The organism is Pseudarthrobacter equi (genome assembly GCF_900105535.1).
GTDB lineage: Bacteria > Actinomycetota > Actinomycetes > Actinomycetales > Micrococcaceae > Arthrobacter > Arthrobacter equi.
The window spans coordinates 2,425,693-2,448,092 of the sequence record NZ_LT629779.1; the positions used below are offsets into that span (position 1 = coordinate 2,425,693).

At 66.6% G+C, this 22,400-nt stretch carries 17 protein-coding genes; 14 read left to right on the plus strand and 3 right to left on the minus strand.

The genetic code is table 11. From position 1 onward, the window contains the following. Positions 1-89 precede the first annotated feature (89 nt). Positions 90-1,511, plus strand: coding sequence for an MFS transporter (locus tag BLT71_RS10865; protein ID WP_091720055.1), 1,422 nt, complete (start codon positions 90-92; stop codon positions 1,509-1,511). On the opposite strand, the gene BLT71_RS10870 is transcribed toward BLT71_RS10865, so the two are convergent. Genes BLT71_RS10870 through BLT71_RS10880 form a run of 3 tightly spaced genes read right to left on the minus strand, consistent with a single transcriptional unit; the run spans position 1,497 to position 5,866 of the window. After that, positions 1,497-2,816: an alpha/beta fold hydrolase gene (locus BLT71_RS10870; protein WP_091720056.1), complete on the minus strand. Its 1,320-nt coding sequence runs from the start codon at positions 2,814-2,816 to the stop codon at positions 1,497-1,499. The two genes, BLT71_RS10865 and BLT71_RS10870, sit on opposite strands and share 15 nt — an antisense overlap. Continuing rightward, the gene (locus BLT71_RS10875; RefSeq protein WP_091720057.1) at positions 2,809-3,309 is read right to left on the minus strand and encodes a GNAT family N-acetyltransferase; all 501 of its coding nucleotides are present in this window, start codon (positions 3,307-3,309) and stop codon (positions 2,809-2,811) included. Before BLT71_RS10875 ends, BLT71_RS10870 begins: the two co-directional genes overlap by 8 nt. A 13-nt stretch (positions 3,310-3,322) precedes the next feature. Next, positions 3,323-5,866: a DEAD/DEAH box helicase gene (locus BLT71_RS10880; protein WP_091720062.1), complete on the minus strand. Its 2,544-nt coding sequence runs from the start codon at positions 5,864-5,866 to the stop codon at positions 3,323-3,325. A gap of 121 nt (positions 5,867-5,987) precedes the next feature. On the opposite strand from BLT71_RS10880, the gene BLT71_RS10885 reads away from it, so the two are divergent. The 13 genes from BLT71_RS10885 to gap all read left to right on the plus strand — a co-directional run bounded on the left by BLT71_RS10885 (position 5,988) and on the right by gap (position 22,395). Then, positions 5,988-6,767 carry a trans-aconitate 2-methyltransferase gene (locus BLT71_RS10885; protein ID WP_091720064.1) on the plus strand — a complete coding sequence of 260 codons (780 nt, stop codon included), beginning with the start codon at positions 5,988-5,990 and terminating at the stop codon, positions 6,765-6,767. A gap of 174 nt (positions 6,768-6,941) precedes the next feature. Beyond that, complete coding sequence (locus BLT71_RS10890; RefSeq protein ID WP_197676715.1) at positions 6,942-8,696, plus strand: ABC transporter ATP-binding protein; 1,755 nt, start codon at positions 6,942-6,944, stop codon at positions 8,694-8,696. Continuing rightward, positions 8,693-10,498 carry an ABC transporter ATP-binding protein gene (locus tag BLT71_RS10895; RefSeq protein ID WP_091720069.1) on the plus strand — a complete coding sequence of 602 codons (1,806 nt, stop codon included), beginning with the start codon at positions 8,693-8,695 and terminating at the stop codon, positions 10,496-10,498. Before BLT71_RS10890 ends, BLT71_RS10895 begins: the two co-directional genes overlap by 4 nt. Next, positions 10,495-10,875, plus strand: a complete 381-nt coding sequence (locus BLT71_RS10900; protein ID WP_091720071.1) for a GntR family transcriptional regulator — start codon at positions 10,495-10,497, stop codon at positions 10,873-10,875. Before BLT71_RS10895 ends, BLT71_RS10900 begins: the two co-directional genes overlap by 4 nt. A 47-nt stretch (positions 10,876-10,922) precedes the next feature. Then, on the plus strand, positions 10,923-13,844 hold the full coding sequence (gene uvrA, locus BLT71_RS10905) for an excinuclease ABC subunit UvrA (RefSeq protein WP_091720073.1): 2,922 nt from the start codon (positions 10,923-10,925) through the stop codon (positions 13,842-13,844). Between the two features lie 81 nt (positions 13,845-13,925). Next, the gene (locus BLT71_RS10910; RefSeq protein WP_091720075.1) at positions 13,926-14,642 is read left to right on the plus strand and encodes an HAD hydrolase-like protein; all 717 of its coding nucleotides are present in this window, start codon (positions 13,926-13,928) and stop codon (positions 14,640-14,642) included. Continuing rightward, positions 14,629-15,297 carry a lysophospholipid acyltransferase family protein gene (locus BLT71_RS10915; RefSeq protein WP_091720078.1) on the plus strand — a complete coding sequence of 223 codons (669 nt, stop codon included), beginning with the start codon at positions 14,629-14,631 and terminating at the stop codon, positions 15,295-15,297. The genes BLT71_RS10910 and BLT71_RS10915 overlap by 14 nt, the downstream gene beginning before the upstream one ends. Before the next feature lie 100 nt (positions 15,298-15,397). Then, complete coding sequence (gene uvrC, locus BLT71_RS10920) at positions 15,398-17,398, plus strand: excinuclease ABC subunit UvrC (RefSeq protein ID WP_091720080.1); 2,001 nt, start codon at positions 15,398-15,400, stop codon at positions 17,396-17,398. A gap of 68 nt (positions 17,399-17,466) precedes the next feature. Continuing rightward, complete coding sequence (gene rapZ, locus BLT71_RS10925) at positions 17,467-18,390, plus strand: RNase adapter RapZ (protein WP_091720083.1); 924 nt, start codon at positions 17,467-17,469, stop codon at positions 18,388-18,390. Next, positions 18,390-19,409: a gluconeogenesis factor YvcK family protein gene (locus BLT71_RS10930; RefSeq protein ID WP_091720086.1), complete on the plus strand. Its 1,020-nt coding sequence runs from the start codon at positions 18,390-18,392 to the stop codon at positions 19,407-19,409. Before rapZ ends, BLT71_RS10930 begins: the two co-directional genes overlap by 1 nt. 9 nt (positions 19,410-19,418) lie before the next feature. Further along, entirely contained in the window at positions 19,419-20,399 is a 981-nt protein-coding gene (gene whiA, locus BLT71_RS10935) for a DNA-binding protein WhiA (protein WP_015937022.1), read from the plus strand. A 100-nt stretch (positions 20,400-20,499) separates the two neighbouring features. Then, complete coding sequence (locus tag BLT71_RS10940) at positions 20,500-21,126, plus strand: superoxide dismutase (RefSeq protein WP_015937023.1); 627 nt, start codon at positions 20,500-20,502, stop codon at positions 21,124-21,126. Between the two features lie 258 nt (positions 21,127-21,384). Then, on the plus strand, positions 21,385-22,395 hold the full coding sequence (gap, locus tag BLT71_RS10945) for a type I glyceraldehyde-3-phosphate dehydrogenase (protein ID WP_091720090.1): 1,011 nt from the start codon (positions 21,385-21,387) through the stop codon (positions 22,393-22,395). Positions 22,396-22,400 lie beyond the last annotated feature (5 nt).

Sequence of the window (22,400 nt, forward strand, 5' to 3'; positions counted from 1 at the left end):
AGACCGCAGTCCCGGCAGCATCAGCGCCGGGACTGCGGTCTTTCTTTTAACCCCTCCTGGACGAAGTCCCACGGGACTATGCTCGGTCCATGGCCATCATGGCGGAGCATGAGGTTGTCAGGGTGCAGCGGCGCACCGTTGCCCTTCTGGCTGCGGCGCAGGTTTTTGGCGGCATCGGCACGGGCGCCACCGTCTCCATCGGATCCATCCTCGCCGTCGAACTGTCCGGCTCCAGCGCCTGGGCAGGAGCGGTGGCCACCGTCATGACCCTCGGTGCCGCCGTGACGGCCTTGCCACTGGCGGCACTGGCGGACCGCAGGGGCCGCCGGGCAGGCCAGGTGGCCGGCATGCTCGCCGCGCTGGCCGGCGCGCTCCTGATGGTGCTCTCTGTCGTGACCGGAGTATTCGTGCTCCTCATGCTGGGTGCGGCGGGCATCGGGGCAGGCACCGCAGCGAACCTGCAGGCCCGTTTCGCCGCCGTCGACCTTGCCGACGCCGGACACCGCGGCCGGGCGCTGGCGACGGTCGTCTGGGCGGTCACCATCGGCGCTGTGGCCGGCCCGAACCTGATCCAGCCGGGCGCCGCCGTCGGACTGGCGCTGGGACTGCCGCCGGTGGCTGGGCCGTTCGTCATCTCGAGCGCCGGACTGGTGGTGGCCATCATCCTCGTCTTCGTCGGCCTGCGCCCGGACCCGCTGCTGCTGGCGCGGGAACTTGCGGCCCGTACCGCGGGGCCGGGAGGCCAGCCCGGCCCGCATGCGGCCGGGCAGGAGGCCGCGGCTCACCCAGACCTGGCCACCCAGTCCGCCGGGGCTGGCCGTGCGGCCTGCGCCGGTACCGGCACGCATTTTCGGCCGAAGCCGGCAGGAAGGCTCACCACCGGCATGCGGGCCATCCGCGGTTCCCGGATGGCGCTCCTGGCCGTCACTGCGGTGGTTGGTGCCCACGCCGTCATGGTGGGCGTGATGTCCATGACGCCTCTGCACCTGCAGCACCTGGTCGAAGGGCCAGGCACGCCGCACGCCGGCCACGCAGCCGACGGCGGAGCCCTGGTGATCATCGGCTTCACCATTTCACTGCACATCGCCGGTATGTTCGCCCTGTCCCCAGTCATGGGATGGCTGACGGACAGGGCAGGCAGGACCGAAACGGTCATGCTCGGCTTCGCCACGCTGATGGCGGGCGTCGCAGTAGCCGGCTTCGGGCAGGACTCCACCGCCGCGGTGGCCGCAGGGCTGGTGCTGCTGGGACTGGGCTGGTCAGCATCCACCGTGGCCGGGTCCACGCTGCTGGCCGAAAGCGTGGGGCAGGAGGCACGCGTGGTGGTCCAAGGGGTCTCGGACATGCTGATGGGTGCGGCGGGAGCCGTGGGCGGAGCGGCCTCCGGCCTGGTCCTGAGCGGGGCGGGCTATTTCGGCCTCAACATGCTTGCCGGCGCTGTAGCGGCCTGCGTCCTGGCTGCCGCGGCGATGGCCAGGGTTTCGGCGCACCGGCAATCAGCGGCGGCCTGACGCCGCCATTCCCAGCAGCCGCGCGAAGATTCCCTCACCGTCATCGGCGATCCCGTCGTGGTGGAAATCGCCCGTTTCCCAGACCTGGAGTCCTCGGACCGTGGCTGCAGTCTCCAGGGACAGTTTCCGGTCCACGTAGATGTCGTCCGAGTAGACGGCAGCGGCCACCGGCACCCGGTTGGCGGCGAGCCGGCGGACGTCGTAAAGCGGCTTCCAGTCGTTCTTGGCGGCCAGCAGTCCGGCCGCCTCCCGGAGCGGCCGCAGCGCGGGGTCCTGGTCGAAGTACCAGGGGTAGACCATCTCGCCGGTGAGCAGCAGAGGCTCGGCGTCCGGCCGGAATTCGGGGTACTCGTCCAGGACCCGCCAGGCGGCCCAGTCCGTTGCCTGGCCCTGGCCGTAAATCGACTCGTGCATCAGGGCGTACAGCGGGTTGGACCCCCGCGAGACGACGCCGTGCACCTGCTCCAGGAACCCGTCCGAGAGCCTGGGCCCATCGGAGGTGTCCGTGAAGGCGTCCTCGAGCAGGTAGTGGAGGCTGTCCACCCGGGTGTTCCCGCCCAGGAACGCCCCCAGCATCTGCAGCCGCTCCACTGTGAGCGGGCTGCCGTCGGGCAGGGTTTCCGGCGTGCTGCGCAGGTGCCGGGCGATTCGTTCCAGCGCCTCCCAGTCCTCCGGGTACCACGAGAAGTACTCCGCGTTCCGGGCCGCAACCCGTTGGTAGGTGGCACGGTATACATCGTCCGCAGGACCCGTCAGCGGGGCGAGCCCGCCGGTGATGAGCACCTGGCGGAGGGCCTCCGGGGCGAAGGAGAGGTAGGTCAGGGCACAGAACCCGCCGTAACTCTGGCCATAGATGGTCCAGTACGGAATGCCCAGCGCTTTGCGGATCAGTTCTGCGTCGGCAACGATCGAGTCCGCGCGGAAGTGCTCTAGATAGGCGACCTGCCGGGCGGCCGTCCCACGCAGCGGAAGGGTATTCCGGTCCGCCGGGGTGGACAGGCCGGTTCCGCGCTGGTCCAGCATGAGGATGCGGAAGTCCTTGGCCGCAGCCTTGCTCCAGCCGCCCAAGGTCCCGAACCTGTTGCCGCGCCCTCCCGGGCCGCCCTGCAGGAACAACAGCCAGGGCAGGTTTTCCGTTTCCTCGGCGCTGTGGGCGGCCGCAACGTACTCGCGGGCAAAGACAGTGATGGTTTCTGCGTCCCCGCCGGTGGCGGCATGGTCCAGAGGCACGGTAAAGACGTGCTCCACGGTGCGCATGCCGCGGAACTCATGGCGGGCACGGATCCGGTGGCCTGCCTCAGCCATGGGCCGCGGCTGGAACCGGGGTGCCAAACTGTTCCAGGGCTTCGCCGGTAAGCCGGAATGTCGACCACCCGTCCATCGGCCGGGCACCCAGGCTGCGGTAGAAATTGATGGAGGGCTCATTCCAGTCGAGTACCCTCCATTCCACCCGGGCGTAGCCGTTCCCGACGGCGATACCCGCCAGGTGCTTCAGCAGGGCCTTCCCGTGCCCCTCGCCGCGCGCCTCCGGACTGACGTAGAGATCCTCCAGGTAGATCCCGTGAACGCCCTCCCAGGTGGAGTAGTTCAGGAACCACAGCGCGAAGCCCTGCACGTCGCCTGCCGCATTCTCGGCCATTGCCGCGAACACCCGCGGGTTATCGCCAAAGAGGACGGCCTGCAGCATTTCCGGGGTGTTCCGGACCGCGTCAGGCTCCTTTTCGTAGTGCGCCAGTTCGTGGATCATCCGGAGGATAGCCGGGACGTCGTGCTCGGTTGCGGGGCGGATTACACTCATTGTCTGAGCTTACCTAAAGGCGGTTGACGCCCGTTACCCTCAGGACCGCGGTGCCGGTTTCGTCCGATTCCGCCAGGTTCACTTCGGCGGAGATGCCCCAGTCGTGGTTCCGTGCCGGGTCGTCGAAGATCTGGCGCACCTTCCACACCCCGGCTTCCTCCGTGATGATCAGCAGTCCGGGCCCGCGGGCGTCCGGTCCGGTGCCGATGTCGTCGTGTTCGTCGAAGTAGTCATCCAGGGCGTCTTCCCAGCGGTCGGCATCCCAGCCGGAGCCGCCGTCGAGTTCACCCAGTGCCGCGGCGTCCTCATCGGCGAAGAGCTCCACGCGGCGGAACATCTCGTTGCGGACCATTACGCGGAAGGCGCGGATGTTGGACGTCAGCGACGGCGGGGGAGGCGGCGGTGCGTCGTGCGGCGTGGGCATGGCCCCGGACGCCAGTTCCTCCCATTCGTCCAGGAGGCTGGAATCCACCTGCCGTACCAGCTCGCCCAGCCAGGCAATCAGGTCTTCCAAATCGTCGCGGAGCATATCCTGCGGGACGGTTTGCCGGAGGGCCTTGAACGCATCGGCCAGGTACCGCAGCACGATGCCTTCCGAGCGGGCCAGCCCATAGAACTGGACGAACTCGCCGAAGTTCATGGCGCGTTCGTACATGTCCCGGACCACGGATTTTGGTGCCAGCTCGAAGTCGCCAACCCACGGGGCGGCCTTGCGGTAGACCTCGAAGGCCTCGGCCAGGATGTCCGCCAGCGGTTGCGGGTACGTCACTTCGTCCAGCATCGCCATCCGCTGGTCGTACTCGATCCCGTCAGCCTTCATGGCGGCCACCGCCTCGCCGCGGGCCTTCTTCTGCTGCGCGGAGAGGATCTGGCGCGGCTTTTCCAGCGTCGCCTCGATGATGGACACCACGTCCAGGGCGTACGACGGCGACTCCGGGTCCAGGAGCTCCAGCGCGGCGAGTGCGAAGGGGGAGAGCGGCTGGTTGAGTGCGAAGTTGGCCTGCAGGTGCACCGTCAGGCGGACGGCGCGGCCGTCCGGACCCTGTTCGGCTTCCGGGATCCGTTCCACGACTTCGGCGGCCAGCAGCTCGCGGTAGATGCCCAGGGCCTTCTTCATCAGCCGGAGCTGCGCCGGCCGGGTTTCGTGGTTCTCCGTCAGCAGCCGGCGTGCGGCGGCAAACGGGTCTCCGGGACGTTCCATCAGGTTCATCAGCATGGCGTGCGTGACCGTGAAGCTGGACGCCAGCGGGTCCGGAACGGATTCCACGAGCCGCCGGTAGGTGGGTTCGCCCCAGGACACGAATCCCTCCGGGGGCTTCTTCTTCACCACCTGGCGCAGCTTCTTCTGGTCGTCGCCGAACTTGGCCACGGCCTTGGCCATGGCCCTGACGTTTTCGGTGACGTGCTCCGGGGCCTGCACCACCACTGTGCCGGCGGTGTCGTACCCTGCCCGGCCGGCGCGTCCGGCAATCTGGTGGAACTCGCGGGAGTTGAGCAGCCGGGTGCGGACGCCGTCGTACTTGCTCAAAGCAGTGAGCAGCACGGTGCGGATGGGAACGTTGATGCCCACGCCCAGGGTGTCCGTACCGCAGATGACCTTCAGCAGTCCCGCCTGCGCCAGCTGCTCCACGAGCCGCCGGTACTTCGGCAGCATGCCGGCGTGGTGCACGCCGATCCCGTGGCGGACCAGCCGGTTGAGGGTCTTCCCGAACCCGGCCGCGAACCGGAAGTTCGCGATGAGGTCCGCGATTTTGTCCTTCTCCTCCCGCGTGCACACGTTGATGCTCATGAGCGTCTGGGCGCGGTCGATCGCTTCGAGCTGGCTGAAGTGCACCACGTACACCGGAACCTGCTTGGTGGACAGCAGCTCTTCGAGGGTCTCGTGGACAGGGGTCTCGTGATAGTAGAAATGCAGCGGGATGGGCCGCTCGGCCGAGCTCACGGTGGTGCTGGGGCGCCCGGTGAGCGTTGTGAGCCCCTTCTCAAACCGGGTCACGTCGCCCAGCGTGGCGGACATGAGCAGGAACTGCGCCTGCGGCAGTTCCAGCAGCGGCACCTGCCAGGCCCAGCCGCGCTGAGGATCCGAGTAGAAATGGAACTCGTCCATGATGACGGAGCCCAGGTCCGCCGTGTCGCCCTCGCGCAGGGCGATGTTGGCCAGGATCTCGGCGGTGCAGCAGATGATCGGGGCGTCCTGGTTCACGCCCGAATCGCCGGTGATCATGCCCACGTTCTCGGCGCCGAAAATCTCGCAGAGCGCGAAGAACTTTTCCGATACCAGCGCCTTGATGGGCGCCGTGTAGTAGCTGCGCCTGCCCAGCGCCATCGCCTGGAAGTGGGCCGCGATGGCCACCAGGGACTTCCCGGACCCGGTGGGTGTCGCGAGGATGACGTTGGCGCCGGTGGCGAGCTCCATGATGGCCTCGTCCTGCGCCGGGTACAGGTCCAGGCCGCGGCTTTCGGTCCACTCCACGAAGCGGGTGTACAGGTGGTCGGGGTCGACGGCGTCCGACGGTCCCGGCGCGGTCAGATCGGTCAGCTGGTCAACGAGTTTCATTGTTTTCCAGCTTAGTGCCCCGCTGCGGCAGGTAATCCGTGGGTCCTGCGTACGGTGCCGCTGCCGTTGGCCCCGGCTAGGCTTCCCGTAGCAGAGTCAGCACCAAGGCATGGAGAAACTTATGAAATGGGATCCGGCGAAGTACGTTCAGTTCGGCGATTACCGGAACCGCCCGTTCTTCGACCTCACCGGCAGGATCCACGCCGCCAATCCCGGCCAGGTGGTTGACCTCGGCTGCGGACCCGGCAACCTGACGGCAACGCTCGCCCGCCGCTGGCCCGGTGCCCGGGTGGTGGGAGTGGACTCCTCGGCCCAGATGCTGGGCAAGGCCGCGGAGCTCAGCGCCTCGCAGCCGTCCCTCGCGTTTGAGCAGCAGGACATCCGGGACTGGCTGCCTGCCGCTGACACGGATGTGGTGGTGACGAACGCGGCACTGCAATGGGTCCCGGGCCACCAGGACCTGCTGCGGACCTGGCTGGCCGCGCTGCGCCCCGGCGGCTGGTTCGCCATGCAGGTACCCGGGAACTTCAACGCCCCATCCCATCAGCTGATGCGCCAGCTGGCAGGATCACCGCGGTGGGCGGCCCAGCTCGACGGCGTCCTGCGGGGCGGAGAGTCCGTCAGTGAACCGGCGGACTACCTCGGGATCATGCTCGACGCCGGCTGCACTGCGGACGCGTGGGAAACCACCTACCAGCAGCTGCTGCCCGGGCCCGACCCCGTCCTGGAATGGGTTCGTGGAACCGCCCTGCGCCCCGTCCTGGCCGTGCTCCCGCCGGAGGACGGTGCCGCCTTCGAAGCGGACTACGCGGAGGCGCTCCGGGCCGCCTACCCGCAGGGCCGGCACGGCACCGTCTTTCCCTTCCGCAGGATCTTCGCGGTGGGACGCAAGCCGGACTGAGCGGTTCCCCGCCCCTGGACTGCCGCTGTGCAGCCGGCTCAACGGGCCTGTCATGTCTTTGACAGCGGGGGAAAGTGATCTGGCTTACAATGACGGAGTGGTCTCTGGGGGAGAGGCCAACGTCCGGCCCCGACGGCCCCCGACCGAACTGGAGGTTCGTTGCTGATCGGTTTGATGAGGCGCCTGCTCTCGGACCAAAAGGGCTCCGTCGCCGCCGTCGTCCTGCTGCAGCTGATCCAGGCAGCCGCCAACCTCCTGCTGCCAACCGTGAACGCCGCCATCATTGATGACGGAATCGTTCCCGGTGATACGGGCGTCATTTCCCGCTTGGGTATCGTGATGGCCGGCATCGCCGTTGTCCAGGCCGCAGCTGCCATCGCCGCAGGCTATCTCGGGGCCGTTGTGGCAATGCGGATCGGCCACCGGCTCCGCGCGGAAATCTTTGCCCGCATCCAGTCCCTGTCCTCCCTGGAAGTTGCCCGGTTCGGCACCCAAAGCCTGACCACCCGGGCCACCAACGACACCCAGCAGGTGCAGTCCTTCGCCATCCTGGTGTTCACGATGCTGGTGGCGGGCCCTGCCATGGGCGTCGGCGGCATCATTCTTGCCTTGCAGCAGGACGTGGCGCTGTCCGCCGTCGTCATCGTGATCGTGCCGCTGCTCGTCCTGATCATGGCACTGATCGTCCGCCGCCTCATTCCGCTCTACCGCGACGGCCAGGAACTTCTCGATAACGCCGGCGGCATCCTGCGCGAACAGATCATCGGCGCCAGCGCCATCCGCGCCTTCGTCCGGCAGGACCACGAAACGCGCCGTTTCGCCCGCGCCAACTCCAGTCTCACCGCCAACAACCTGCAGTCCGCGCTGCTCGTAGCCGGAATGCTGCCTCTGATCATGCTCGTGGTGAACCTCTCCTCGGTGGCTGTGGTCTGGTTCGGCGGCCACCGCATCCAGGCAGGCGAGATGAACCTGGGCGCGCTGACTGCCTTCATCGCCTACATCCTGCAGATCCTCCTGGCAATCATGATGTCCATGTACGTGCTGATGACGGCCCCGCGGGCGGCAGTCTGCGCCGAGCGGATCTCTGCGGTGCTGGACACCAAACCCTCCGTCGCCGACCCCGCCGACCCCCCGCCGTCGCGCCCTGCCGTGGCCGCGAAGGATCCGGTGACGCCCCTGGCCGGGCCTGGAGCCCTGGAGTTCAGGGGCGTTGGTTTCTCCTACCCGGGCGCGGAAGTGCCGGTGCTGGCAGACCTGAATTTTGTGGCTGCGCCCGGAACCACTACGGCGATCGTCGGGTCCACCGGCAGCGGCAAATCAACGCTGCTGAACCTGGTTCCGAGGTTCCTCGAGACCACCGAAGGCAGCATCCTCCTCGACGGCGCCGATGTCCGGGAACTGCCGCTGGACCTCCTGCGCAGATCCATGTCCATCGTCCCGCAACACTCCCACCTGTTTTCCGGGACCATTGCGGACAACCTGCGGATGGCTTCACCCGGAGCTTCCGATCATGAACTCTGGGAGGTCCTCGAGGCGGCGCAAACCATGCGCTTCATGCGGGACCTCCCGCTGGGGCTGGCAACGCCGGTGGGGCAGGGCGGCACCAACCTCTCCGGCGGGCAGCGGCAGCGGCTGTGCATTGCCCGCGCGCTGTTGCGCAAGGCCCCGCTGTACCTCTTTGACGACAGTTTTTCCGCCCTGGACTACGACACGGACACGAGGCTTCGGCAGGCTTTGGACGTCCGGCTGGCGGCGGCCACCAGGATTATCGTGGCCGAACGCATTGCAGCGGTGGAGGATGCCCACCTGATCCTGGTGCTCGACGGCGGCCGGCTCGTTGCGCAGGGAACGCACGGCGAGCTGCTGGAATCGTCGTCCACCTACCGGGAAATCGCCGACTCGCAGCTTGCACTGGACGGTCCGCAATGACGGCTGTGCCCGGCACCGAGATGGGCGGGGCCGGTTTCTGGCGCACCGCCGGCAGACTGCTGGGCCTCCTCGGGCCGTTCCGGGCCCTCATGCTGGGTGCCGTTGCCGCCACCTGCGGTTTCGCGGCCTTGAATGTGGCAGCCCCCAAACTCCTCGGCGACGCCACCGACATTGTGGTGGACGGGGTGGTCCGGGGAGCGCTGGACCAGGAAGGACTCGGCCTCCTGCTGGCTGCCGTGTCCTTGATGTACATTTTCACGTCGCTGTTCAACTGGGTGCAGGGTTCCCTGACTGCCCGGTCAGTTCAGGGCGTCATGTACGGGTTGCGCGGCTCAGTGGAAGGCAAACTGCACCGGCTCCCGTCCACCTACTTCCGGGAACGGTCCCGCGGAGACGTGTTGAGCCGCGCCACCAACGACATCGACAACATCTCCCAGGCGCTGAACCAGCTCCTCACCCAGCTGATCATGTCCGTCCTGATGCTGTTCGGGTCACTCGCGATGATGCTGTGGATATCGCCCCTCCTCGCCTGCATCGCCATCGCCTCCGTGCCGCTGTCCATGGGGGTTACGGTGCTCGTGGCCCGCAGGTCGCAGGAGCATTTCGCGCGCCAGTGGACGGAAACAGGGGAGCTGAACTCCCACGTCGAGGAATTCATCACGGGCCATGAGGTGATCAAGGCCTTCGGCCAGCAGCCGCAGGCGGCTGCTGTTTTCGCGAGCAGCAACAGCCGGTTGGCCCGCGCGGCAACCAAGGCGCAGTACTCCGCCGGCGTGGTGCAGCCCCTGATGGTGCTGATGGCAAACCTCAACTACATCGCCGTGGCGGTGGTTGGCGCCCTCCAGGTCATCGCAGGCGCCATGACCATCGGCGGGATCCAGGCATTCATCCAGTTCAGCAGGTTGTTCACCCAGCCGGTGGGCCAGATCGGCGGCCTGCTCAACCTGATCCAGTCCTGCGTCGCATCGGCGGAGCGCGTGTTTGCCCTCCTTGACTCGGAAGAGGACGCGGAGAGCGGCACTTTGGAAGCGCCGTCGGACGGCCGCATCGTCTTTGACGACGTGACGTTCGGCTACCCCGGCGCGGCGCCCGCAGTCCGGAACCTGTCATTCGCAGTGGAACCTGGCCAGATGGTAGCCATTGTGGGCCATACCGGGGCGGGAAAGACCACTGTGGTGAACCTGCTGATGCGGTTCTACGAGCCGGGTACGGGCCTGATCACCATGGGCGGCACCGACATTGCCGCTGTCCAGCCGGACCGGCTCCGCGGGCAGTTCGGTGTGGTGCTCCAGGACACGTGGCTGTTTGGCGGAACCATCAGGGACAACATCGCCTACGGCCTGCCCGGGGCCTCTGACGAGGAGATCCTGGCGGCGGCGGAGGCCAGCTACGTGGACCGCTTTGCCAGGTCGCTCCCGGATGGCTACGACACCGTTCTGGAAAACGGGGGTGAACCCCTCAGCCAGGGCCAGCGGCAGCTCATCACCATCGCCCGGGCACAACTGGCAGGCCGGGCCGTGCTGATCCTCGATGAGGCAACCAGCTCCGTCGATTCCAGGACGGAACTGCTGATCCGCCAGGCCATGCTCCGGCTGCGGCGGGGGAGGACCAGCTTTGTCATTGCGCACCGTTTGTCCACCGTCCGGAACGCTGATCTAATTCTCGTCATGGACCACGGACGCATTGTTGAGCAGGGCACGCACCAGGGCCTGTTGGCCGCGAACAGCTTCTACGCACGGCTCTACAACGCCCAGTTCTCTGCGGCTCCGCGCCGCTCAGGTGCCCTTGAGGCCGGACTGTGAGCTCGGCAGCCGAATTCCCGGGGACGTGGAAGCCCAACTCCACCAGCACCGTGGCCCTTTTTGAACAGTTGCGCCTGCAGGTGATCCACCAGGTGGACAACGGGGCGCTGGCCCCCGGCACCAGGCTGCCTGCGGTCCGGGCACTGGCAGAGCGGCTGGACGTCGCACCGCACACTGTGGCGCGTGCCTATAAGGAGCTCGAAGCAGCAGGAATCGTGGCAACGCGGGGCAGGAACGGCACCGTGGTCTGCGCTCGTGACGAACGTCTCGGCGGGCTGTCCGACGCCGCTGCGGCCTATGCTGCCGCCGCCAAAGCGCAGGGTGCAACGTTCGCGGAAGCGGTGAAGCTGCTGGCCGCCGCCTACGATGTTCCCTGAGGGCGGAACCGTGCGCGTTCGAAGAAATTTTCGATTAGCATTATGGGGTGCCTAAAGCCGTAGCCGAAGAAACAGCCGTCCCCGCTTCCTTCACCGCCACCTCTGCCGACAGCCCGCAACGCCACGATCTCTCCCGACTTGTGGTCAAGGGCGCGCGTGAGCACAACCTGCGCAATGTGGACCTCGACCTGCCCCGCGACGCCATGATCGTCTTCACCGGCCTGTCCGGTTCCGGCAAATCCTCCCTCGCCTTCGACACCATCTTCGCCGAAGGCCAGCGCCGCTACGTCGAGTCCCTCTCCGCCTACGCGCGCCAGTTCCTGGGCCAGGTGGACAAGCCCGACGTCGACTTCATCGAAGGACTGTCGCCGGCGGTCTCCATCGACCAGAAGTCCACCAGCAAGAACCCCCGGTCAACGGTGGGAACCATCACCGAGATCTACGACTACATGCGCCTCCTGTGGGCACGCGTCGGCCGGCCGCACTGCCCCGTCTGTGGCGAACCCGTTGCCAAGCAGACCCCGCAGCAGATCGTGGACCAGCTGCTGGAGCTTGAGGACGGAACCCGGTTCCAGGTCCTCGCACCCGTAGTCCGGGGACGCAAGGGCGAATTCGTCGACCTCTTCAAGGAGCTCTCGGCCAAGGGGTACTCCAGGGCGCGGGTGGACGGCGACCTCATCCAGCTCAGCGACCCGCCCAAGCTCGGCAAGCAGTACAAGCACACCATCGAAGTGGTGGTGGACCGCCTGGTGGTCAAGGAAGGCATCAGCCAGCGCCTGACCGACTCCATCGAAACCGCCCTCGGCCTCGCCGAAGGCCGGGTCCTGGCCGAGTTCGTCGACCTCGACGCGGACGACGCCGGGCGCACGCGGGCCTTCTCCGAAAACCTCGCCTGCCCCAACGAGCACCCGCTGGCCATCGACGAAATCGAACCGCGGTCCTTCTCCTTCAACAACCCGTTCGGGGCCTGCGCTGCCTGCAGCGGCATCGGCACCAAGCTGGAGGTGGATGACGAGCTGATCGTCCCCAACCCCGAGCTTTCGCTGTCGGAAGGCGCCATCGCGCCCTGGTCCCTTGGCACCGCCACCACCGAGTACTGGAACCGGCTCCTGGAGGGCCTGGCCAAGGAGCTCGGGTTCTCCATGGACACCCCCTGGGAAAAGCTGGGCAAGGATGTCCGCCAGACTGTCTTGCACGGCAAGGACCACAAGGTGGTGGTGCAGTACCGCAACCGGTTCGGCCGCGAACGCAAGTACAGCACCGGCTTCGAAGGTGCCATCCAGTATGTCCACCGCAAGCACGGCGAAACCGACTCTGACTGGGCGCGCGACCGCTACGAAGAGTACATGCGCCAGATTCCCTGCCCTGCCTGCAACGGAGCACGGCTGAACCCCGCCTCACTGTCGGTGCTGATCAACGGCAAGTCCATTGCCGAAGTGGCAGCGCTGCCCATGCGTGAATGCGCGGCGTTCCTGGACAACCTTGTCCTCACCGGCCGTGAGGCGCAGATTGCCCACCAGGTGCTCAAGGAGATCCAGGCCAGGCTGACCTTCCTCCTGGATGTTGGCCTGGAGTACCTGAACCTGGAGCGTCCCTCCGCCACCCTGTCCGGCGGCGAGGCGCAGCGTATCCGCCTGGCCACCCAGATTGGCTCCGGCCTGGTGGGTGTCCTTTACGTCCTGGACGAACCCTCCATTGGCCTTCACCAGCGCGACAACCGCCGCCTGATCGACACCCTCACCAGGCTCCGCGACATGGGCAACACCCTGATCGTGGTGGAGCATGACGAGGACACCATCCATGTGGCCGACTGGATCGTCGACATTGGACCGGGCGCCGGTGAGCACGGCGGCCAGGTGGTCCACTCCGGTTCCTATAAGGAGCTCCTCGACAACACCAACTCCCTGACCGGCGACTACCTGTCCGGGCGGAAGAGCATCGAGATCCCCAAGAAGCGCCGCAAGTACGACAAGAAGCGCGAACTGAAGGTGGTCGGCGCGCGGGAGAACAACCTCACCAACGTGGACGCAACCTTCCCGCTGGGCCTGCTGACGGCCGTCACAGGTGTCAGTGGCTCCGGTAAGTCCACGCTGGTCAACGAAATCCTCTACAAGGTGCTCGCCAACAAGCTCAACGGGGCCAAGCAGGTGGCCGGGCGGCACAAGACGGTCCAGGGCCTCGAGCACCTCGACAAGGTGGTCCACGTTGACCAGAGCCCCATCGGCCGGACACCGCGTTCAAACCCCGCCACCTACACCGGTGTGTTCGATAACATCCGCAAGCTCTTCGCCGAGACCACCGAAGCGAAGGTCCGCGGCTACCTGCCAGGCCGGTTCTCCTTCAACGTCAAGGGCGGCCGCTGCGAAGCATGCTCGGGCGACGGCACCCTGAAGATCGAGATGAACTTCCTGCCGGACGTCTACGTGCCCTGCGAGGTGTGCCACGGCGCCCGGTACAACCGGGAAACCCTTGAAGTCCACTACAAGGGCAAGACCATCGCCGACGTCCTCAACATGCCCATCGAGGAAGGTGCCGAGTTCTTCGCGGCATTTTCGCCCATCGCACGGCACCTGAACACGCTGGTGGACGTCGGACTGGGCTACGTCCGCCTCGGACAGCCTGCCACCACCCTTTCCGGCGGTGAGGCGCAGCGCGTGAAGCTGGCAGCCGAGCTGCAGAAGCGGTCCAACGGCCGCAGCGTCTATGTCCTGGACGAGCCCACCACGGGCCTGCACTTCGAGGACATCCGGAAGCTGCTGCTGGTCCTGCAGGGGCTGGTGGACAAGGGCAACACGGTGATCACCATCGAGCACAACCTTGACGTCATCAAGAGTGCGGACTGGATCGTTGACCTGGGGCCCGACGGCGGCTCCGGCGGTGGGAAGATCGTGGCCACGGGTACCCCCGAGCAGGTGGCCACATCCACCACCAGCCACACCGCCGCGTTCCTGGCCGAAATCCTCGGCTGAGCTCTGCGCGGTTCCACCGGAAGTATTCCGCTGATGGAATGCGAGTTTCGGGCACCCGTAAAGGCATGAGAAACTAACCCGGTGACTTCAACAACAGTGCCCGTGATTTTTGACCTGGACGGCACTCTTGTCGATCCTGCCGGTGGGATAACTGACGGAATTTCCTCGGCCCTGACAGAGCTGGGACTTCCCGTGCCCAGGCAGGACCTGCTCGACTCCATGATTGGCCCCAAGCTCAGCGACGCCCTGCTGAACGTGGCGAAGGTTCCGGCGGACCGCCTCGACGAGGTGATCCGCCGGTACCGCGCCTACTACGCGGAGACCGGAATCGCTCAGGGGCGGCTTTACCCGGGTATCCGGGAAGTCCTGGAAACGTTCGTTGCAGCCGGCCTGCCCGTAGCCGTGGCCACGCAGAAACCGCAGGCCATCGCCCGGACCGTCCTGGCCCACCATGGCATTGACGGACTCTTCCGCGGCATCCACGGCTCCGCGGACAATGAATCCGCAGTCGACGGCGTCCCGCTCGGAAAAACGGAGATCATCGCCGCCGCCCTGAAGGACCTCGACACCCACCACGCCGTCATGGTCGGGGACCGTGCGCAGGACGTTTCGGGCGCCATTGCCAACGGCCTGGACTGCATCGGTGTGGCGTGGGGATTCGCTCCGGAGGGCGAGCTTGAGGGCGCCGGTGCCTTCACCGTCGTGTCGAATGCCGCCGAACTCGTCAACGCCGTGGAACGGCTCCAGTCCATCCACGCCTCCGCCATGAGCGAGGTGACCAACGATGGAAATGTTTGATGTCGTCCGCTGGACCACCCGCAACCTGATCTCGGGCACCTGCCGGCCCACCGTCGTCGGCCTCGAAAACGTCCCCAAGGACGGGCCCTTCATCGTTGCCCCCAACCACCTGTCTTTCTTTGACAGCGTCATTGTCCAGGCCCTCATGCCCCGCCCGGTGGCGTTCTTCGCCAAGGCAGAGTACTTCACCACCGGCGGCGTCAAAGGGAAAGTGATGAAGGCTTTCTTTGAATCCGTAGGTTCCATCCCGGTGGAACGAGGTGAGCAGGCCGCCAGCGTCCAGGCGCTCAAGACCCTGCTGGACATCCTTGAATCAGGCAAGGGAATTGGCATCTACCCGGAGGGCACCCGTTCCCGGGACGGACTCCTCTACCGGGGCCGCACGGGCGTTGGCTGGCTGGCACTGACCACCGGGGCACCCGTAGTTCCCGTGGGCCTGATCGGCACGGAGAACCTGCAGCGGGCCGGCGAAAAGGGCGTGAAGCCGCAGCACTTCACCGTGAAGGTGGGGGAGCCGCTGTACTTCGACAAGACCGGGCCTGACCACTCGCTGCCTGCACGGCGCGAAGTGACGGACCGCATCATGGACGCCATCGCCGACCTCAGCGGGCAGCAGCGCTCCACCAGCTACAACCAAAGCAAAATCGCGGAGTAGGGCGACGCACTTGCACCCGCGGCGGGCCCGCCGGGAATAAGTGCACGCTGAAAATTCGGCGGCGGCAAAGCCGGGCGGCGCGGCTCAGTAGACTGTATAGGTGGCAAATCCAGCAAGTTACAGGCCCCGGACAGGTGAAATCCCCACCAACCCGGGCGTCTACCGGTTCCGGGATCCGCACGGACGGGTCATCTACGTGGGAAAGGCCAAGAGCCTCCGCTCCCGCCTGAACTCCTACTTCGCCAACCCCGCCGGACTGCTGCCCAAGACCTTTGCCATGGTCCACGCGGCCAGCAGCGTGGAGTGGACCGTGGTGGGCAGCGAGCTCGAGTCCCTGCAGCTGGAGTACACCTGGATCAAGGAATTCAAGCCGCGCTTCAACGTGGTGTTCCGCGACGACAAGACCTACCCCTACCTGGCCGTCACCCTCGGCGAGAAATACCCCCGGGTGCAGGTGCTGCGCGGTGACAAGCGGAAAGGGACCCGCTACTTCGGGCCGTACACGGCCGGCGCCATCCGCGAAACCATGGACACCCTGCTCCGCGTCTTCCCGGTCCGCAGTTGCAGCGCCGGGGTGTTTAAACGTGCCGAGTCCAGCGGGCGCCCGTGCCTGCTGGGCTACATCGACAAGTGCTCGGCGCCCTGCGTGGGCAGGATTTCCCCGGAAGACCACAGAGCCCTTGCTGAAGACTTCTGCGCCTTCATGGGCGGCGAAGCGAAGCGGTTCACCAACAAGCTCGAAAAGCAGATGGCGGCCGCCGTGGGCAGGCTGGACTACGAACAGGCCGCCCGGCTCCGCGACGACATCACGGCCCTGCGGAAGGTCTTTGAGCGCAACGCAGTGGTGCTGGCTGAGGACACGGACGCTGATGTGTTCGCGCTCCACGAGGATGAACTCGAGGCCGCTGTGCAGGTGTTCCACGTCCGCGGCGGCAGGATCCGCGGCCAGCGCGGCTGGGTGGTGGAAAAGGTGGAGGACTTCACCACGCCGGACCTCGTGGAACACCTGCTCCAGCAGGTCTACGGCGAGGACGGCGAGACCCACGGCCGGCTGCCGCGGGAGGTGCTGGTTCCCGTGGCACCCAGCAACGCGGAGGAGCTGACGGAATGGCTCAGCGGCATCCGCGGAGCAAGGGTGGACGTCCGCGTCCCGCAGCGGGGCGACAAGGCCGCCCTGATGTCCACGGTCCGGGAGAACGCAGAGCATGCCCTGAAGCTGCACAAGACCCGCCGCGCAGGGGACCTCACCGTGAGGTCGCAGGCTCTCCAGGAACTCCAGGAAGCGCTGGACCTCCCCGTGCCGCTGCTGCGCATCGAATGCTTCGACGTCTCCCACGTCCAGGGAACCAACGTGGTGGCGTCCATGGTGGTGGTGGAGGACGGGCTGCCCAAGAAATCCGACTACCGGAAATTCTCCATCACCGGACCGGCCGCCTCCGATGACACCGCGGCCATGCACGACGTCCTCACCAGGCGCTTCCGCCACTACCTCCAGGACAAGTCCGCCCAGGTGGATGAGGCGGTCCTGGAATCCCCGGACGGGGAGGCTGCCGCAGAAGACGCGGTGCTGGACACCACCACTCCGGCGCCGAAAGCCAAGTTTGCCTACCCGCCGAACCTGGTGGTGGTGGACGGCGGGCAGCCGCAGGTCAATGCGGCCGCACGGGCCCTGGCGGACCTGGGCATCGACGACGTTTACGTGGTGGGCCTGGCCAAGCGCCTGGAGGAAGTCTGGCTGCCGGACAGCGACTTCCCGGTGATCCTTCCCCGCACCTCGCAGGGCCTGTACCTGCTGCAGCGCATCCGCGACGAGGCGCACCGGTTCGCCATTTCGTTCCACCGCCAGAAGCGCGGCAAAGCCATGACCGTTTCGGCGCTGGACGGCGTTCCGGGGCTGGGCGCCTCCAAGCGCAAGGCGCTGCTGACCCATTTCGGGTCGGTCAAGGGCGTCAAAGCGGCGACACCCGAGGAGCTCGCCCAGGCGAAGGGGATCGGTCCGGCGCTGGCCGCAGCCATCGTCAGCCACTTCTCCGGCGATGGTCCCGCAGCGGTCACAGTGCCGGCCATCAACATGACCACCGGCGAAATCATTGAAACTTAGCTAGGGTAAGTGGCGGGGTTTGCGCCGGCGCTGCCCCGCGGACCAACAACGGAAATGGGGCGGACTCAATGGCAGGCACTTCGGCGGAATCCGAGGCGGGGCAGGACGGCATGGAGCCCGTCAAACCCCTCGAAGCGGAGCTGCTGGTGGTTACCGGGATGTCCGGTGCGGGGCGCAGCACCGCCGCCGATGCACTCGAGGACCACGGCTGGTACGTCGTGGAAAACCTGCCACCCCAGATGCTGGGAACCCTTGCCGAGCTTGTCTCGCACGCCCCACAGTCCATCCCGCGGCTGGCCGTTGTCGTCGATGTCCGCAGCAAAGGCCTGTTCGCGGACATCCGTGCCACCCTGGGCGCCCTGGCCGCCAGCGGTGTCACCTTCCGGGTGCTGTTCCTGGACGCCAGCGACAACGTCCTGGTCCGCCGCTTCGAGCAGGGACGCCGGCCGCATCCGCTGCAGGGCGGGGGCCGCATCCTGGACGGTATCGCCGCCGAACGCGAGCTCCTGCAGGAACTGCGCGACAGCTCCGACGTCGTGCTGGACACCTCCGGCTACAACGTGCACGGCCTGGCCACCGCCATCACCGAACTCTTCAGCGAAACGGGCCCGGTGGCGCTGCGGCTGAACGTCATGAGCTTCGGCTTCAAATACGGCCTGCCCGTGGACTCCAACTACGTGGCCGACGTCCGGTTCATTCCCAATCCGCACTGGGTGCCGCAGCTGCGTCCGCACACGGGCCTGGACAAGGACGTGAGCGACTACGTGCTGGAGGCCGAGGGGGTCAAGAACTTCGTGGACCGCTACGTTCTGGCCCTCGAGCCGGTCCTCGATGGCTACCGGCGCGAAAACAAGCACTACGCCACCATCGCCGTGGGCTGCACGGGCGGGAAACACCGCTCCGTGGCAGTCGCCGTCGAGCTTTCCAAAAAGCTCGCGCAGTATCCCCGGGTCACCGTGACCACCACCCACCGGGATCTGGGCCGCGAGTAATGGCGCTGTTCACCGGCGCGCTGCCGCTGGTTCCCCCTGCCACGGGACCGGGCGCCGGCCCGCAGGACACCGAGCCCACCATTGTTGCGCTGGGCGGCGGCCACGGGCTCTCAGCCTCGCTGTCCGCCCTCCGCCTCCTCACCTCCAAGCTCACCGCGATCGTCACAGTGGCGGACGACGGCGGCTCATCCGGGCGCCTGCGCGAAGAGTACGGTGTCCTCCCGCCGGGAGATCTCCGGATGGCGCTCTCCGCGCTCTGCGACGACACGGACTGGGGGCGGACCTGGCGCGACGTCATGCAGCACCGGTTCCGCCCCAGCAGCGGCCCCGGCGGATCGCTCGACGAACACGCCATGGGGAACCTGCTGATCGTGACGCTCTGGGAGTTGCTGGGCGACGCCGTCGCCGGCCTGACCTGGGCCGGGGCGCTCCTGGGTGCCCGCGGCCAGGTCCTGCCCATGTCCACGGTGCCGCTCACCATCGAAGGCGACGTCCGCGTGACGGCGCCGGACGGGGGATCGGTGCTGCAGACGGTCCACGGCCAGGCCCGCTGCGCCGTGGCAGGATCGCTGGAAAACGTCCGTTTGCTCCCGGAGTCGGCACCCGCCTGCACGGAAGCGCTGACCGCCATCGAGCTTGCTGACTGGGTCATCCTGGGCCCGGGCTCCTGGTACACCTCGGTGCTGCCCCACCTGCTGTTGCCGGAGATGCGCCAGGCGTTGTGCAACACTCCCGCCAAACGCTGCCTGACCATGAACCTCGCCACGGACACCAAGGAAACCTCGGGCATGACGGCCGCGGACCACCTGCACGTCCTGCGCCGCTACGCCCCCGGATTCAACGTTGACGTTGTCCTGGCCGATCCTGCCTCCGTCCCCGACCGCCAGGAGTTCGAGAAGGCCGCCGCGATGATCGGCGCCGAGGTGGTCTTGGGTAAAGTAGGGGCGTCGGGACGCCGTCCCGTCCATGACCCCCTGCGGCTGGCCACGGCGTACCAGGACATTTTTGGGAACAGTTAGGAAGGTGCCATGGCACTGACAGCATCGGTCAAAGAAGAACTGTCCCGTCTGGACATTAAGAAGTCGTCCGTCCGCAAGGCTGAGGTCTCCGCGATGCTCCGTTTCGCGGGCGGCCTGCACATCATTTCCGGCCGGATCGTCATCGAGGCAGAGGTGGACCTTGCATCCACGGCGCGGCGCCTCCGGGCAGCCATCGCAGAGGTCTACGGGCACCAGAGCGAAATCATCGTGGTGTCCGCCGGCGGGCTCCGCAGGGCCAGCAGGTACGTGGTCAGGGTAGTGCGCGACGGCGAGGCCCTGGCCCGCCAGACCGGCCTCCTGGACGGCCGCGGACGCCCCGTCCGGGGGCTGCCGTCCGCCGTCGTCAACGGCTCCGCGGCGGATGCCGAAGCAGTGTGGCGGGGTGCGTTCCTGGCCCACGGCTCGTTGACCGAACCCGGCCGCTCGTCGTCGCTCGAAGTGACCTGCCCCGGGCCTGAATCCGCCCTGGCACTGGTCGGTGCCGCCCGCCGCCTCGACATCCAGGCCAAGGCGCGCGAGGTGCGCGGCGTGGACCGGGTGGTAATCCGCGACGGCGACACCATCGCCGCGCTCCTGACCCGCATGGGCGCGCACGACGCACTCATGGTCTGGGAAGAGCGCCGGATGCGCAAGGAGGTCCGCGCCACCGCCAACCGCCTCGCCAATTTCGATGATGCCAACCTCCGCCGCTCGGCGCAGGCCGCCGTCGCTGCCGGCGCCCGCGTGGACCGCGCCCTGGAAATCCTTGGCGACGACGTCCCGGATCACCTGAAGTACGCCGGCGAACTGCGCGTGGCCCACAAACAGGCCAGCCTGGACGAACTCGGCAGGCTTGCCGATCCTGTGATGACCAAGGACGCCATCGCCGGCCGGATCCGCCGGCTCCTGGCGATGGCGGACAAGCGGGCCCTTGACCTGGGGATTCCCGGCACCGACGCCAATGTGACGCCCGAAATGCTCGACGAGTAGCGGGCCCCTAGAATCAAAAATAATTCCGGGCGCCAGACGTCCGGATGCATAATCCGAGAGTCACCAACCGGACCGAAAGTCCACGATATTGGAGGATTTTGTGACTGAGTACGTATTGCCCGAACTCAAGTACGACTACGCCGCCCTTGAGCCGCACATCTCTGCGCGCATCATGGAGCTGCACCACAGCAAGCACCACGCAGCTTATGTTGCAGGCGCCAACAACGCGCTGGCCCAGCTGGCAGAGGCACGGGAGAAGGGCGATTTCGCCAACATCAACCGGCTCTCCAAGGACCTCGCTTTCCACACCGGCGGACACGTCAACCACTCGGTCTTCTGGAACAACCTTTCCCCGGACGGCGGCGACAAGCCCGAGGGTGAACTGGCTGCAGCCATCGATGACGCGTTCGGTTCCTTCGACGCCTTCCGCGCCCAGTTCTCCGCAGCCGCCCTCGGCCTGCAGGGTTCGGGCTGGGGCTTCCTGGCCTACGAGCCCATCGGTGGAAACCTGGTCATCGAGCAGCTGTACGACCAGCAGGGCAACGTGGCGCTGGGCACCACGCCGCTGCTCATGCTGGACATGTGGGAGCACGCCTTCTACCTGGACTACGTGAACGTCAAGGCCGACTACGTCAAGGCATTCTGGAACATCGTGAACTGGGCCGACGTCGCCAAGCGCTTTGACGCCGCCCGCAGCAACGCAACCGGGCTCATCACCCTCCCGTAACCTGCAGCACACATGCTTGTTACAAACTTCACATTCGGACTTAATAAGGCCGCCATGTGGACTGGCCGCCCCCGCACTTGCGGGGGCGGACCCAGTTAAACGTAAGATAGGTCACGGAAGGCGGTTAGCCTTCAGCAATGAGGCTGGTCGCCCTCCGTCTGTAAATCATCTCTGCCCAATGGCGTGCGGGATCTGTTAGTTGGCTTGAACGCCCGCTCAACTAGTAGTGCTTGCTTCAAGCACCAAGGAGACTGAAAAGTGACGACCCGTATTGGTATCAACGGCTTCGGCCGTATTGGCCGCAACTACTTCCGCGCAGCACTCGCCCAGGGTGCGGACCTCGAAATCGTTGCCGTCAACGACCTCACCAGCCCCGAGGCGCTGGCCCACCTGTTCAAGTACGACTCCGTGGGCGGACGCCTGAAGGAAACCATCGAGGTCAAGGACGGCAACATCGTCGTCAACGGCAACGTCATCAAGGTCCTGGCCGAGCGTGACCCCGCCAACCTGCCGTGGGGCGAGCTGGGCGTGGACATCGTCATCGAGTCCACCGGCTTCTTCACCAAGGCTGCCGCCGCGCAGAAGCACATTGATGCCGGCGCCAAGAAGGTCCTCATCTCCGCCCCGGCGTCCGATGAAGACATCACGATCGTTATGGGCGTGAACCACGGCCTGTACGACAACGCGACGCACCACATCATCTCGAACGCTTCCTGCACCACCAACTGCCTGGGCCCGCTGGCCAAGGTCATCAACGACGAGTTCGGCATCGAACGCGGCCTGATGACCACCGTGCACGCCTACACCGCAGACCAGAACCTGCAGGACGGCCCCCACAGCGACCTCCGCCGTGCCCGTGCCGCAGCCATCAACATGGTCCCCACCTCCACGGGTGCTGCCAAGGCCATCGGCCTGGTTCTCCCGGAGCTCAAGGGCAAGCTGGACGGCTACGCCATCCGCGTCCCCGTCCCCACCGGTTCCGCCACTGACCTCACCGTGACGGTCGGCCGCGAAACCACCGTCGAGGAAGTCAACGCTGCCCTCAAGCGCGCTTCCGAGTCCGACGAACTGCAGGGCTTCCTGACCTACACGGAAGAGCCCATCGTCTCCTCGGACATCGTTGGCGACCCCGCATCCTCGATCTTCGACTCCGGGCTGACCAAGGTCATCGGCAACCAGGTCAAGGTTGTTTCCTGGTATGACAACGAATGGGGCTACTCAAACCGCCTCGTCGACCTCACGGAGCTTGTCGCGTCCAAGCTGGGCTAGGGTTA

What these genes read in the sequence shown, in the direction of transcription:
- BLT71_RS10880 (WP_091720062.1), bottom strand. Translation starts at nt 5,866, where the DNA reads ATGAAACTCGTTGACCAGCTGACCGATCTGACCGCGCCGGGACCGTCG.
- BLT71_RS10895 (WP_091720069.1), top strand. Translation starts at nt 8,693, where the DNA reads ATGACGGCTGTGCCCGGCACCGAGATGGGCGGGGCCGGTTTCTGGCGC.
- BLT71_RS10890 (WP_197676715.1), top strand. Translation starts at nt 6,942, where the DNA reads ATGAGGCGCCTGCTCTCGGACCAAAAGGGCTCCGTCGCCGCCGTCGTC.
- BLT71_RS10930 (WP_091720086.1), top strand. Translation starts at nt 18,390, where the DNA reads ATGGCGCTGTTCACCGGCGCGCTGCCGCTGGTTCCCCCTGCCACGGGA.
- BLT71_RS10865 (WP_091720055.1), top strand. Translation starts at nt 90, where the DNA reads ATGGCCATCATGGCGGAGCATGAGGTTGTCAGGGTGCAGCGGCGCACC.
- BLT71_RS10875 (WP_091720057.1), bottom strand. Translation starts at nt 3,309, where the DNA reads ATGAGTGTAATCCGCCCCGCAACCGAGCACGACGTCCCGGCTATCCTC.
- BLT71_RS10870 (WP_091720056.1), bottom strand. Translation starts at nt 2,816, where the DNA reads ATGGCTGAGGCAGGCCACCGGATCCGTGCCCGCCATGAGTTCCGCGGC.
- BLT71_RS10915 (WP_091720078.1), top strand. Translation starts at nt 14,629, where the DNA reads ATGGAAATGTTTGATGTCGTCCGCTGGACCACCCGCAACCTGATCTCG.
- whiA (WP_015937022.1), top strand. Translation starts at nt 19,419, where the DNA reads ATGGCACTGACAGCATCGGTCAAAGAAGAACTGTCCCGTCTGGACATT.
- rapZ (WP_091720083.1), top strand. Translation starts at nt 17,467, where the DNA reads ATGGCAGGCACTTCGGCGGAATCCGAGGCGGGGCAGGACGGCATGGAG.
- BLT71_RS10885 (WP_091720064.1), top strand. Translation starts at nt 5,988, where the DNA reads ATGAAATGGGATCCGGCGAAGTACGTTCAGTTCGGCGATTACCGGAAC.